Below are 13,469 nucleotides of genomic sequence, written 5' to 3'. Positions count from 1 at the left end.
GATAGAAACAGCAAATGAGAAGTAGCATTGATATTTGTATGAGGCTTCATACAAAAAACTAGAAAGTTCAGATAAGCAGATATACATTATATAGACTTATCTCATTGACACTGGACTGGATATCAGAATGGAACATCTAAAGCAACTACTAAAAAAGACTGATTTTGTCGAGAAATATGGCGTTGGAAACGCGCACCTATTATGGTCCCTAGGTCTATACTTGGACGAATCAGACTTTGATAAATTAGCCTCAGATGGTTTAACTGATGGTGGTAATGATAAAAAAATAGATTTTATTACTGTAATAAATTCAACACTATTTATTGCGCAAGGTTATTACTGCAACCAAGAAGCTTTGAAAATCGTTGCGCCCGCGAATAAAGCATCCGATCTCAACACTGCTTTAGCATGGATAACTTCAGGTTCTGGTCAATCTCCTAATGAAAAATTAAGAGCGAAAATTGCCGAGGTCAGAAAACTTATTGATGATAATGAAATAGAAGCTGTAGAGCTTTTATATATTCACAATTGCGCTGAGTCAGAACAGGTAAGAGTTGAATTAGAAACATGTCGTGACTATCTGGCAGGTCGCTTTACTGATAAAGAAATCGAAGTAACGTACAAAGAATTGGGTGTATATAGTCTTGAAAAATTATATATAGCACTTTCTCAGCAAATCGTTGTGAAAGACGATATAGTTTTTGATGGTATTCTTGTCGATTCAGTACAAGGAGACGGATGGACTTCCCATGTAGGGTTCGCTAATGGCAGTTGGCTGAACTCTCTTTTCAAAACACATGGTGCTGAACTATTCTCAGCTAACTACCGCGGTTTTATGGGGCTAAGCAAAAGAAGAAAAATAAACTCATCAATTAGAAGTACAGCCGAAACCACTCCTAAAGATTTTTTTGTTTTTAATAATGGCGTATCAATTCTTACAACGAAATTCAAAAAGAATAAAAATGAAGGAATTTTAGAAGGCATATCGATCATCAACGGAGCGCAAACCACTGGCTCTATAGGCTCTGTGCAAGATATACAAAAACTTGATGGGTTGAAAGTATTATGTAAAGTTATTGAGTGCAATGATGCTGATAAAGTAAAAAAAATAGTTCAGTTCAATAACACTCAAAATCATATAACGACTTGGGATCATTATTCAAATAGTCCAGAACAAAAACAAGTAGGAGAGGAGTTTTCAACCTTAGGTTATAGTTATTCTTTAAAACGAGGCTTTGAGAACACCAGTTCTTTATTTGGCATTGAGTCAGTTGCACAACCCTTAGTAGCTCTACATGGCGATTACGCCAGCGCAAATAGAGGCAAAAACTATGTTTTTGATACTAAGACTGCTTATGACAATGCATTTCATGAATCAAAAGCTCAACATATTTTATGTGCATACACTATTTCGAAAGCAATAGAAAAAGTTAAGGCACAGATTAAAAATAAAGAAAACAAAATAAAATCTGATGAGGATAACTTACTATTCTTACAAAACCTTAAATCTCGTTTCTTTTTGATTGCTATAGTAGGCGAAATTCTTGAGGAATTAACAGACAAGCCATTGAATAAGAAATTTGTTAAATACAAATATAATACATCCCTTGCAGCAAACAATTCGTTAGACGACTTAATTAACTTATGGACGCCAGTAATCGCTGCTATACTGCCATTTGTCATTAGATTTGCTGGTCAAGATCTAACCACATACTTATCTGAAACAGAAAATCCTTTGCATACTGTCGCTACAGAAGTTAAAAACACTTTAAGCTCCTTAAAAGCATTTCAGCCTATAGAACCGTTAAGAGTCTTAGCTGAAAACTTAGAATAAATATTTTTGGGCGGTTTTAAAACGCCGCCCAACCATTTATATATGAATTATTATTTTAACCACTCTACTAAGACATCATAAATTTGTTTTTCAACCTTATCGTTATTACCAAGTAATCGCCTCTCCTCATATCGAATCCAAGGCCCCTTGTGGCTTACACGATCACGCAGTCCGTAATGGTGAACACGAGCAATGCGCTGCACCTTACCTGCAAACTGCACGCTGGCAGAATCCACGTTGGCTGCAGTTTTCAGGTATTTCGCCGTGCGCAGCTTCGAAAACATCTGCCGCTTGATACGCCCCTTTTTGGTTCGGGCCGTAACTTTTCGCGGCTCGTACCCGCTGCCATCAGGATTACGCTGCAGCCGAATATTGTTTTGCTGGTTCCGGCGTAATTCCTGCGCCAGTTCGCGCATCATACGCTGGCGTTCGGTAGGCTCCAGATTTGCCAGCAATGCCGTCAGCCAGTCATCCACCCTGTGCAGTTCATCCACGTTTCACCGTCCACATTTCTTCTGGTTCGTCAGGTTCTGGCTCCGCCTCAACTGTCGAGATTCCACCTTCGGTACTGACCAGTACACGCTCCGTCAGTTGCAGATTCAGACTGATATCGCATACATCATTGCGCAGAATGTCTACTTCAAAGGTGAACAGTTTTTCTCGCAACTCCGGATTGTTGATGGCGTCCGGCTGGTTATCTCTGAGCCACAGCAACACGGGAGCCATCAGCAGATTCTGGTCGCCGCTGAAATCCTCGATCACCACGTTCAGGGTGTATCGGTATTCCCATGACATAGAGCTGGCACCGGTTGCCACCAGTGAGCCGTTATCAACGAAAAGGTGCAGCTTGTCCGGGTTATTGCGGACATACGTTACCGCTTTATTCAGGGCGCTGCGCAGGGACTGCGGTTTGTTCACTGTTTCGCTCCTGACACGCAACTATCGTGTCTACTTTGTCAGCACAGGCCGACCAGGCGGCCTCTGTTTCATCCAGCGCCGCATTCAGATCACCGTTACTGCGCGGCGCTGACCTTTCCAGACGGCACTGCGTCACTCTGGGACAGCCATTCACGGTAAGCTGCACCTCCGGCAAGGGCCGGACGTTCGCGCAGCCTGATAATGTCAGTTGGCAAAGGAGCGTCAGCCCAGCGGCGTAAATCCTCGTTTTCACGTTTCAGTTCCTCGATCCGGCGCTGGCGGCTTCGCAGCAGTGCGGTGGTCTGTTCCGCTGCCGCATAAAGCCGCGTCTGTTCCCGGCTGTTGGTTTCGGTCAGAATGGACAGACCAATCAACTGACTGTTTTTCTTCGTCAGTTCCTGCCCTTTCGTTTCCAGTTCACGCCCCTGTGTCTCGATGGTGTGACTGGCATTGTTAAGCCGCCACGACTGCCAGCCCAGCGCCGCAAAAACCAGCGCCAGCACTACCGCCAGCAAGCGCGTCATGCCCCAATTCCTTTCAGACACCAGGCCAGTTCCCGCGCGCGGCGATTCTCCAGACCTTTATTTTTCACACCGTTAACGTAAATCCAACGCGGTAGCTGGTTGCATGCCTGCCACCACTGCTGGCGATTGATATATGACACCATGGTTGACCTGCAGATCGCGCCGGTCCCTACATTGAAACCAATACTCACCAGCGCATCGTAGACATGCTGTGGGGGCTTAACCGTCAGGCAGGCATCCAGCCTTTTTTCAGTCAGTAGTACATTGTTTATTAACCCCTGCGCCGCCTGCCGTTCCGTGATGGTTTTCCCCGGCACCACACCGGAAGTATTGCCGATCCCGTCAGTCCACACGCCTGCACTGCACTGATACGGCTGCAGGCGGCATCCCTCGTAATCGGCAATCAGTTTCAGCCCCTCGACGGAGGTATGAAGCGACTGGAAACCGGGCAGCGTGGCGGCGATAGCCAGCACCGCCCCGACAAGGCAGCGCTTAACGATTGAAGGATTCATATTCCCCCCGCGAAATTTTGCCGCCACGTAACAATTTGAAAGACTGGTGTTTGTAGTACCAGTTGATAGCCAGCATCAGCACACCAATCAGTACGCCGCCAACCGTTGACGCATCCTTGAGCGACAGATCGCCCAGCCATGCCAGCAGTACGGCGATGCAGTAAGTGATAAAGGCGCTGATTCGTTCAAGCGTCATAATTCAGTCCCATAGCTGGACGGTCTGCGCCGTGGTTGACGCCGTAATGTCCGGCAGCTCCACCTTCAGCCCGTGCGGTAAAAATGGGCCGTACTCTGCCAGCCCCGGATTTGCCTTCAGAACCTGCTCAGTGACCCCCTGCGTGCGCCCGTAATGACGCCAGCAAAGCGCGTCCACCGTGTCATACTGATGCGCTCGCACTTTCATCAGATAAGCTCCACCGTACAGTGCGGTGCATCCTGCACCCGGCTGATAGCCCAGCGGGCATCACGCCACAGATCACCACTGGCTTCCGCCAGTTCCTCCCCTCGCTTCACACCTGACGCCGTGGCGTCATAGTCCTGATAACGCTCATTGAGCACAGCGCGCGCCCAGCAAAAAACGGCGTTGTGGTAGTGCCGGATACGCTCGCTTTTACCATCCAGCATGTCCGCCGGAACCTCAGCCAGTGTCCGCCAGCCCAGCAACTGCTGGCGGTTGCGGAAATCGTACAGCTCAGCGTTAACCTCAGAAATAGCCGTCAGTACAACCTGCTTTAAACGCGGCTGCGTCACCGTGCCGTCAGTGCGCATCACACTGCGAAATTCCGACAGGTCCACATCAGGCCAGAACGGCGTATTTTTGATGACCTCCGCCTGTTCCGGTGCCTGTTCGGGCGCAACAAACTTCATGCGGCTTTCTCCTGAATAAGTGGGCGGTGGACGGAATTTTGATGTGGCAGTGCCTTTCGCCATCCCGTGCCGCCCGTGCGCGGGGCACGTTCTTTAGCGACTGTCATTGCGCAGTCTGCGCTCCAGTTGCTGCTTTTCTTTTTTCACACCGCAGCGGGGATCAAGCTGCAGCGCATGGTTAAGGTGATTCAGGGCAGACGCCGGGTTGCTTTCGCTCAGTACAGCACCGATGGCTTTATGCAGGCGCGCCCGCGACTGGTCCGGCATATCCAGATCGGTGGTCAGGTCCAGCGTCTGCAGAAGCAGATCGGCATCAAAACCGGCAGCGGCAAGCAGAGCGCTTTGCGCCGCGTCTGCCATTTCTTCTGCCAGCACGGTCTGCACGTTACGGTTGCCCAGTGGCATCACCCAGCCATGGCGCAGCGCATGGCGCCCGATTTCGAGCGCACCGGCATAATCACCGGCGTCGATACGCCACAGCATCACGTACATCAGCACGTCATCCTGCTGCGCACCTCCGGCAGCCAGCACGCCCTCCGCCCAGGCGGAATATTTCGGCAGCAGTTCCACCTTGATTTCCGCCTTTTTCACCGTGGACTGGACGCCCTTGAGGCGGCGGCGGTCTTCTGCCAGCTGCAGCAGCATCAGGTCATAGCCCGACGCATGGCGAACACTGCCGCCCTCACGGGTGGCCTGTTCAGCCTGAATGCGCAGGCGGTGCTGCCGTGCGGGACTCAGGCTCATGCGTTATTCCCCACTTTCCGGTGCGGCAGGCGCGCTGAAATCACCGATTTCGATGTTTTCTACCAGCGCCGCGCAGCGGTAGTCCTCGACCACATACGCCTCGTTGACGGACTCAAAGTTTTCAATCCGGTCACGTTTCGGGTTGTCGATAACAGAACGGCGGCGGGTATCTTCCTGCCAGTAGATGGACAGGTTATCCAGACGGGTGATCAGCAGGGCATTTGCCGGGAAATAAGGCGCACGCACGGCCTGCAGGCCGCCCATACGTTTCTGGCTGATGATCAGATCGGCGGCAATTTTCTCGCTGTTGTCCTGCTCTTTGTTGACCAGCGGGAAATACTTGTCAGACAGCAGTTCACGTCCGCAGACGACAACCAGATCGTCATCATCCTGATAAACCGCGTCGATCAGCTCGTTGACGGCATCCATCACCACGGCGTCCAGGTTGGCATAGTCGCCGCCCTTGCCCACTTTGACCGTGCCTGCAGTCGTTGCACCGTCTTTTGTGGTGCTGCCCATAACATGATCCGGCGCGTCTTCGCGGATTTTCTGTAACCAGCCTTTATTGACGTCCTGCAGCAGCGGGTTTTCAGCACGATTTGAGGTTTTGGCGCGCTTCACGCCGTTAAAGCCGATCATGATGCGGTCCAGCGCCTGACGCTTGACGATGGCGTTGCGGATACGCACCTGGAAGTCCTGGAACTTGGCCCACAGGTCCAGTTTTGCGTAGGTCAGCACCGTATCAAAGTTGGTCTGTTCGCATTTGTATTCCACGTCTTCCATCAGCGTCGGATCGGTAGGCTCGCGCTCTTTGGTGGTGGTATCGGTGGTTCCGGCAATGGTGCTGCCAACGCCCAGCCCCAGCAACTGTCCTGACTGTTCAGTGACCGGCGTGATGTTAATCAGCGTCAGGAAAGCGGCGGACTGCTGGATCTGGTCTTCCAGCGTCTGCTGCACGGACGGCTCCACGGTAAACTTGCTGGAGAGTTCTTCAACCTCCACACTGTTCAGGCGCGCCAACTGCTGCAGGTAAGCGTTAAAGGCAAAGCGGGTTTTCTTTTTCATCGGGTTTTATGCTCCATCAGCAATTGGTCAGGGTGCCTGCCGGTGCGTCACCGCCCGGCGCGCGCTGGCGGTAGTCTTTACGGCTGTCTTCGCTGCTAAGCTTCTGCTCTAGCTCGGCAAAGGCGGCCAGCTGTTCCTGCAGGGAGGACTCCAGCTCAGAAAGGCGCTTGTCCTGTTCGGACAGGGATTTATCAGTGCGCTCGCTCAGGTTCTGCTGCTCGGAGGCGACCAGTTCCACGGCTTTATGCACATCGGAGAAACGCGCCTCATCGGTCTGCTCTTTTTTGGTGAACAGCGCGGTGACGCGGGCAAAGAGGGACGGCTTTTCGTCCTGGACCTCTTCCAGTTCGATCAGCGTTTCGACAGCTTCCGAAAACAGGTTTTCAGGGTTCTGCTTACGGTTTGCCAGCGGATTATGTGCGGCGCTGGCGCTGAAAGCCAGCATTTCGGTGCCAAGGCTCGCAGGATCGTCCGTCGCACCCAGCCCCACAAGGTAGGCTTTGCCGGTGTCGGCAAACTTCGTGCTGACCTCCATGGAGGTGAAAAGCTTCTGGCCTTTTTTCACCAGTTCCACCAGGGCGTCAGTGGGTTCGATATCGGCATAAAGTGCCATCTTGCCCGCCAGCGGGCCGTCCTGGATTTCTTCTGCAACCAGCCCCGTCACCCTGCCATAGCGGTTAAAAGTGCTCTCCGGCAGATAAGATTTGATGTGCTCAAGGTTAATCAGCGCGGTATAGACCGTCGGGTTGTAGCTGGCAGCCATCTGTACCAGCCATTCACGCTGGATCTCGCGCCCGTCAGTGGTGGCACCTTCCACCCCGATGCGGAAACGCTTTGCTTTCACTGTCATGAGCCGTGCTCCGTTAGAAATAACTTACTGGAGCCTTATGTTTGCGGTGATAGGGGGAGTGAGACAACGCGCTGTATTTGTACGGTAAACCACACAAACCGCAGCCGGGGAAAGCCGCCATCCAAGGCCGTATGTTTGGGCCATGAACACGACACTGACCCCCGCAGACCTCGATCCCCGTAGGCAGGCCATGCTGCTGTACTTTCAGGGATACCGCGTAGCCCGCATTGCTGAAATGCTGGGCGAAAAAGTTGCAACCGTTCACAGCTGGAAAAAACGCGACAAGTGGGGCGACTATGGGCCGCTGGATCAGATGCAGCTCACCACCGCCGCACGCTACTGCCAGCTCATTATGAAGGAGCATAAAGAAGGGAAAGATTTCAAAGAAATTGACCTGCTGGCGCGCCAGTCGGAGCGCCACGCGCGGATCGGCAAGTTTAACAATGGTGGCAACGAAGCCGACTTAAACCCTAACGTCGCCAACCGCAACAAAGGCCCACGCCGTCAGCCGGAAAAGAATGTTTTCACTGATGAACAGATCGAAAAGCTGGAAGAAGTCTTCCACGCCTCTATGTTCGACTATCAGCGTCACTGGTTTGAAGCAGGGAAAACAAACCGCATCCGCAACCTGCTCAAGTCGCGCCAGATTGGCGCCACGTTTTATTTTGCCCGTGAAGCCCTTATTGATGCCCTGCTGACCGGACGCAACCAGATTTTCCTTTCTGCCAGTAAGGCACAGGCACACGTCTTTAAGCAGTACATCATCGACTTTGCAAAAGAAGTGGATGTTGAGCTAAAAGGCGATCCCATGGTGCTACCCAATGGCGCAGCATTGTACTTCCTCGGCACCAACGCCCGCACGGCGCAGAGCTACCACGGCAACCTGTATCTTGATGAATATTTCTGGATACCGAAATTCCAGGAACTACGCAAGGTGGCCTCCGGCATGGCCATTCACAAGAAATGGCGACAAACCTACTTTTCCACGCCGTCCAGCCTGACCCACAGCGCCTATCCGTTCTGGTCCGGCGCGCTGTTTAACCGGGGCCGAGCCAAAGCGGACAAGGTGGATATTGACCTGACCCACAGCAACCTGGCCCCCGGCCTGCTGTGTGCAGACGGGCAATATCGCCAGATCGTCACCGTGGAGGATGCGGTGCGCGGCGGCTGTAACCTGTTCGACCTCGACCAGCTGCGCATGGAGTACAGCCCGGACGAATACCAGAACCTGCTGATGTGCGAATTTATTGACGATCTGGCGTCAGTATTCCCGCTCAGCGAGCTGCAGGCGTGCATGGTGGACAGCTGGGAAGTCTGGACCGATTTTCAGGCTCTGGCGCTGCGCCCGTTTGGCTGGCGCGAAGTGTGGATCGGTTATGACCCGGCAAAAGGTACGCAGAACGGTGACAGCGCAGGCTGCGTGGTTATGGCACCGCCAACTGTACCTGGCGGGAAGTTCCGAATTCTGGAGCGTCATCAGTGGCGCGGGATGGACTTTCGCGCCCAGGCTGATGCTATCAAAAAACTGACGCAGCAGTACAACGTGACCTATATCGGCATCGACTCGACCGGCGTCGGGCACGGTGTTTATGAGAACGTAAAAGCGTTCTTTCCTGCCGTGCGGGAGTTTGTCTACAACCCTAACGTCAAAAATGCCCTGGTGCTCAAGGCGTACGACATTATCAGCCACCGCCGTCTGGAGTTTGACGCTGGGCACACCGACATTGCGCAGTCCTTTATGGCTATCCGCCGCGCCACCACCGCCAGCGGCAACCGTCCAACCTATGAAGCCAGCCGCAGCGAAGAGGCCAGCCACGCAGATTTGGCCTGGGCAACGATGCATGCACTGTTTAACGAACCGCTGCAGGGCGAATCCGCCAATACCAGCAACATTGTGGAGATTTTTTGATGAGTGAGCTCGAAGCCTTAACCAGCACAACGCCAACAGAAGATATGGCGCCTAAAAACGCAGACGTAACTGCCGAGGCTTTCAGCTTTGGTGATCCAATCCCGGTGCTGGACCGCCGCGAGCTGCTGGACTATGTGGAATGCGTGCAGATGGACCGCTGGTATGAACCGCCGGTCAGCTTTGACGGGCTGGCGCGAACCTACCGTGCCGCAGTGCATCACAGCTCTCCCATTGCGGTAAAACGCAACATTCTGACCAGCACCTTTATCCCGCATCCACTTCTTAGCCAGCAGGCGTTCAGCCGGTTTGTGCAGGACTATCTGGTATTCGGTAATGCCTATCTGGAGAAGCGCACCAACCGACTCGGCGGCATTCTGTCGCTGGAGCCATCACTGGCGAAATACACCCGCCGCGGGATCGATTTAGACACCTACTGGTTTGTGCAATACGGCCTAACCACGCACCCCTACGAGTTCACCAAAGGCAGCATCTTTCACCTGATGGAGCCGGATTTAAACCAGGAGATTTACGGTCTGCCGGAATATCTGTCAGCTATCCCTTCCGCCCTGCTGAATGAGTCCGCAACACTGTTCCGCCGGAAGTACTACATTAACGGTAGCCACGCAGGCTTCATCATGTACATGACTGACGCCGCGCAGAACCAGGAGGACGTGAACAACATCCGCCAGGCAATGAAAAGCGCCAAAGGGCCGGGCAACTTCCGCAACCTGTTTATGTACTCGCCCAACGGTAAAAAGGACGGTATCCAAATCATTCCACTTTCGGAGGTTGCAGCTAAGGATGAGTTTTTGAACATCAAGAACGTGAGCCGCGATGACATGATGGCAGCACACCGCGTTCCGCCGCAGATGATGGGGATTATGCCGAGTAATGTTGGGGGGTTTGGGGATGTGGAGAAGGCAGCGAAAGTATTTGTACGCAATGAACTATTGCCTTTACAGAAGCGTCTAACTGAACTTAATTCTTGGCTAAACGATGAAGTAATTAAATTTGAAGCATATTCATATGATATAACCTAGATAACATAAAGGTTGAATTTAAAGACCATCTTATTCATATTTAAAACATAATAATTAAATCTCTCGCTAAGCCTGAAAATTCAAGCTTAGCGAACTCTGCACTTTACAAACCTTTTTCCATACCCTGAATATAAGCAGCAATCTTGGTTTTAGTCTTTGCGTCTTTGAAGTACCTATTAAATGAAAATGAAGCATCATCACGCTGGGCTTTTTCGACCATTGCACTTATATATTTTATCGCGGCAGGAACAAACGTAATTGCTTTTTGATAATTCAATCTATCAACGCCTTTAGCATCACAGATTTGTCCTACCGCAAATAACACATGATAAGCACCATCAATTAAAAACATATGCGCAGAATTGAACTTCTCCTCTTTCCTGATAGAGGATTGCAATAATTTCTTCTTATTTTCAATAACTGAAAGTACTTTGATAGAAGCCAAAAGCTCATCAGCCATTAATTCATCTGTAAATACAGTTTCATAAAGATCTGAGAAAATCCTCCCCCTATCCTTTTTAGCTACTTCAGGTAAATCTAGCGAATAAGCTAAATGAGCTTGTCCGGCACTCAAAGCATCAACTCTGACACTTTTAGGCTGGTTCGAATGCTGCCCATCCTTTCTATCATAAAAAAGCCCCATGCCCTCAAAAGCTTCCTCTAATTTTTTCTGAATATCATCATTTGAACGAAGGTCTCGACTTTTAATTGGAGTTTGACTGTTCGTTGACTCAGCAATAGCCAGACTAACTGGTTGAGATTTAGTTTCAATTATCCTTACTAATATTAAAACATCTTCCAGTCTTTCTTCGGAATTTAAGCTAGCTTCAAATAATGCATTAGATGTCTGCCCTCCATTCACGATTTGGATATTTTTTAATTCTACCAATGGAGCTCTTTTCCCTTTTATATAAGAAAAAGAGTCACAAGTTACAGTAATTCCATTATTCAAATACCAAAATAATGGGCTGCGATCTGATAATGCAGTTTCAATTATGCGTCTGTTTATTTTATTTGTTCGACTTAAATAAACTCTTACATTATCATTAAAAATTTCTTTCCTAACCTCCTTTGGATTTTCAGGGTTTGTAATTATCCTTACAATTTCAGAAGCTTCAACAGTACATATTAACCCTCTAATACTGCCATCGGTACGGTCAAAATAGTCCTTATCCACTATCTGTAACTGCTCATCAATAACGCTATTCTTTCTTTCAACAAAATAATTAACAATAGTGTCCAAACTATGATGGTGAACATTGAAATATTTATATTTACTTAATGACGCATTGGCTCTTTCTTTTTCTCCGTTCTGCATTTCCATTGTGTTACCACAAAAGTGAACTTCAATGGAAGGATTACTTTTCTCAAGTGCAGCCCAAATTTCTTTAATTTTATTCCATAATATCGGATTGCAAGTTTTCTCGAGAGATTTATTTAAATCCAACAAGTCATCAAAGAATGACACTAACTTATCGATTTCATTGCTGGGAAAATTCTTTTTAGTATTCTCAAAGGTATCAGCATATTTAAACTGAAATATATGGATAGAATTCCTGCCATCACGGTCATCGACATAAACAGCATCAACACCTCTATCCATTGAACCATCAGTTATGGCATCTTCAGCTTCTTCATCAGATACATTTAGTAACGTTGCCACCATCAAAATTGGAAAAGCTTTTTGTGGTTTATCGATTCCATTCTCAGGATCCAAGTATGCTTGTACTTTGTGATGAAGTGTATTCCAATCTAACAAATTAGCCATCGAATCACTCTTACTTTTGGGATAATAGAAGTTAAAGAAATTTTACTGATTTTATACCCTGTGATTCGTATGGAGCAACTGAAACAATATTTGTTTATACAATTATACATATCAGCGCGCGCTCGTATCCCCGCCACGCCTGCCCGCTTTCTGTAGTGGTTTTCATGCACCTGCATGATCTACGCAGAAGCCCACCAATTCTGGCGGGCCTTAGCAAAAACGATCCTCAAACGATTATGCGATCTCATGCGGCATAGACATGCATGACATGGAAATCGGTAGAACAGTGAAACGAGTCATAGCACATCAGCCATCTTATATGCACTAGCGTCAGCTCTTTCGGGTAACTGATTCCATCTTAAAGCGAACAGGATTTTCAAGTTTCAACATGAGGATCCGTACAGGTTTTCTCAGACCAGTAGCTTGCACAGCACACCTTGGCACATGATATGGCTACGGGTTTGTCATGCCAGATAATCCTGTTAGGATTAGTCTTGTTTGTTTACGATTGGGATAGGGATATGAAGAAATTAACTGGCGTAATTGTTCTTGCACTGCTGCTTACTGCTTGTGACAAACCGAAGATCGATGCATCAAGCGATCAGTCGATGAAAGAGTCCATTCAAAAGGTAAGAGAGTCCTTACCTGCAGATAAAAAAGCTCAGTTTGATGATGCGGTTAAAGTCGTTGCCTTTAGCCAAATCAACATGAGAGAGCTAATGCAAGCTGGAGCGTCTTCTGGGGACGTTTACGAAACAAAAATTAAGACAGCGCTGGAAGGTAAAACTGGTGATGAGGTTATAAATTACGCAGAAACTATTCGCCTTGAGCGTGAGAGGAGGGAGAGAGAACAGGCTCTGCAAGAAATAAAAGAACTGGAAGCCAAACAAACCTCGGCGGCACAGGCAGCTGAAAAAATGAAAGCCTTCAAGGTCGAACGCTCCCGTTTTTATTTCCAGAAAGAGGATTACGGCAATGACCAACCAATTCTGGATATTAGCGTTGAAAACGGAACAGACAAAGCGGTTGCTAGAGTATTCTTTAAAGGAGTTATTGCAAGCCCTGGAAGAAGCGTCCCTTGGTTCTCTGACGTCTTCAACTATAAAATTTCTGGAGGTCTGGAACCAAGTGAGAAAGCCAACTGGAAATTAGCCCCTAACAGGTACTCTGATTGGGGAAAACTTGAGGTTCCGGCTGATGCAGTATTTACCGTCACAGTCACTGGCCTTGAAGACGCAGATGGAAAATCGATCTATGGTGACGCCGAGTTTTCAGAACGCGATGCTGATAGACTGAATCAACTTAGAGAAAAGTACCTTTCTAAATAAGGTCGTAATTAAAGCTGATACAGCATAGTCCCTGAGAATATATCTTGGGGACTACTAGGCACTCGTAAGTAATCCTTAATTAAATAATACCAAACGCTTAGAAAGATACC

Annotated in this window: 16 protein-coding genes; 4 read left to right on the top strand and 12 right to left on the bottom strand. The window is 48.9% G+C overall.

Translation table 11 applies throughout. The features are described from left to right. Positions 1–127: 127 nt before the first annotated feature. Positions 128–1,834 (top strand): AIPR family protein, encoded by a 1,707-nt coding sequence (locus tag LCS67_RS05550; protein ID WP_023184683.1) that lies wholly within the window; start codon positions 128–130, stop codon positions 1,832–1,834. 50 nt (positions 1,835–1,884) lie between these two features. Here LCS67_RS05550 and LCS67_RS05545 read toward each other — a convergent pair whose 3' ends face one another. The 11 genes from LCS67_RS05545 to LCS67_RS05495 all read right to left on the bottom strand — a co-directional run bounded on the left by LCS67_RS05545 (position 1,885) and on the right by LCS67_RS05495 (position 7,314). Further along, positions 1,885–2,328: a phage virion morphogenesis protein gene (locus LCS67_RS05545; RefSeq protein ID WP_063328730.1), complete on the bottom strand. Its 444-nt coding sequence runs from the start codon at positions 2,326–2,328 to the stop codon at positions 1,885–1,887. Beyond that, positions 2,321–2,752 carry a phage tail protein gene (locus LCS67_RS05540; RefSeq protein WP_063328729.1) on the bottom strand — a complete coding sequence of 144 codons (432 nt, stop codon included), beginning with the start codon at positions 2,750–2,752 and terminating at the stop codon, positions 2,321–2,323. Before LCS67_RS05540 ends, LCS67_RS05545 begins: the two co-directional genes overlap by 8 nt. Beyond that, on the bottom strand, positions 2,715–2,960 hold the full coding sequence (gene lysC / locus LCS67_RS05535; RefSeq protein WP_223617445.1) for an Rz1-like lysis system protein LysC: 246 nt from the start codon (positions 2,958–2,960) through the stop codon (positions 2,715–2,717). The genes LCS67_RS05540 and lysC overlap by 38 nt, the downstream gene beginning before the upstream one ends. Further along, entirely contained in the window at positions 2,848–3,276 is a 429-nt protein-coding gene (gene lysB / locus LCS67_RS05530) for an Rz-like lysis system protein LysB (RefSeq protein WP_063328728.1), read from the bottom strand. The genes lysC and lysB overlap by 113 nt, the downstream gene beginning before the upstream one ends. Continuing rightward, on the bottom strand, positions 3,273–3,788 hold the full coding sequence (locus LCS67_RS05525) for a lysozyme (protein WP_063328727.1): 516 nt from the start codon (positions 3,786–3,788) through the stop codon (positions 3,273–3,275). The genes lysB and LCS67_RS05525 overlap by 4 nt, the downstream gene beginning before the upstream one ends. Continuing rightward, entirely contained in the window at positions 3,769–3,984 is a 216-nt protein-coding gene (locus tag LCS67_RS05520) for an HP1 family phage holin (RefSeq protein WP_000171565.1), read from the bottom strand. Before LCS67_RS05520 ends, LCS67_RS05525 begins: the two co-directional genes overlap by 20 nt. Before the next feature lie 3 nt (positions 3,985–3,987). Continuing rightward, positions 3,988–4,191 (bottom strand): tail protein X, encoded by a 204-nt coding sequence (locus tag LCS67_RS05515; protein ID WP_063328726.1) that lies wholly within the window; start codon positions 4,189–4,191, stop codon positions 3,988–3,990. Then, the gene (locus LCS67_RS05510; RefSeq protein ID WP_063328725.1) at positions 4,191–4,655 is read right to left on the bottom strand and encodes a head completion/stabilization protein; all 465 of its coding nucleotides are present in this window, start codon (positions 4,653–4,655) and stop codon (positions 4,191–4,193) included. The genes LCS67_RS05515 and LCS67_RS05510 overlap by 1 nt, the downstream gene beginning before the upstream one ends. 93 nt (positions 4,656–4,748) lie before the next feature. Further along, positions 4,749–5,399, bottom strand: a complete 651-nt coding sequence (gene gpM / locus LCS67_RS05505) for a phage terminase small subunit (RefSeq protein ID WP_063328724.1) — start codon at positions 5,397–5,399, stop codon at positions 4,749–4,751. A 3-nt stretch (positions 5,400–5,402) separates the two neighbouring features. Next, positions 5,403–6,464 carry a phage major capsid protein, P2 family gene (locus tag LCS67_RS05500; protein ID WP_063328723.1) on the bottom strand — a complete coding sequence of 354 codons (1,062 nt, stop codon included), beginning with the start codon at positions 6,462–6,464 and terminating at the stop codon, positions 5,403–5,405. A 16-nt stretch (positions 6,465–6,480) separates the two neighbouring features. Continuing rightward, positions 6,481–7,314, bottom strand: a complete 834-nt coding sequence (locus tag LCS67_RS05495; protein WP_000216276.1) for a GPO family capsid scaffolding protein — start codon at positions 7,312–7,314, stop codon at positions 6,481–6,483. Positions 7,315–7,456: 142 nt separating this feature from the next. On the opposite strand from LCS67_RS05495, the gene LCS67_RS05490 reads away from it, so the two are divergent. Both LCS67_RS05490 and LCS67_RS05485 read left to right on the top strand, forming a co-directional pair. After that, complete coding sequence (locus LCS67_RS05490; protein ID WP_063328722.1) at positions 7,457–9,223, top strand: terminase ATPase subunit family protein; 1,767 nt, start codon at positions 7,457–7,459, stop codon at positions 9,221–9,223. After that, positions 9,223–10,263 carry a phage portal protein gene (locus LCS67_RS05485; RefSeq protein WP_063328721.1) on the top strand — a complete coding sequence of 347 codons (1,041 nt, stop codon included), beginning with the start codon at positions 9,223–9,225 and terminating at the stop codon, positions 10,261–10,263. Before LCS67_RS05490 ends, LCS67_RS05485 begins: the two co-directional genes overlap by 1 nt. Before the next feature lie 103 nt (positions 10,264–10,366). Here the strand turns inward: LCS67_RS05485 and LCS67_RS05480 are convergent, their stop codons facing one another. Then, on the bottom strand, positions 10,367–12,031 hold the full coding sequence (locus tag LCS67_RS05480) for an AIPR family protein (protein ID WP_001284991.1): 1,665 nt from the start codon (positions 12,029–12,031) through the stop codon (positions 10,367–10,369). Positions 12,032–12,552: 521 nt separating this feature from the next. On the opposite strand from LCS67_RS05480, the gene LCS67_RS05475 reads away from it, so the two are divergent. Next, positions 12,553–13,359 (top strand): DUF6694 family lipoprotein, encoded by an 807-nt coding sequence (locus tag LCS67_RS05475; protein WP_065317527.1) that lies wholly within the window; start codon positions 12,553–12,555, stop codon positions 13,357–13,359. Positions 13,360–13,469 lie beyond the last annotated feature (110 nt).

Origin of the sequence: Salmonella sp. A7 (assembly GCF_020181675.1) — a bacterium.
Lineage (GTDB): Bacteria > Pseudomonadota > Gammaproteobacteria > Enterobacterales > Enterobacteriaceae > Salmonella > Salmonella enterica.
This window is presented reverse-complemented; position numbering and strand designations above follow the sequence as displayed.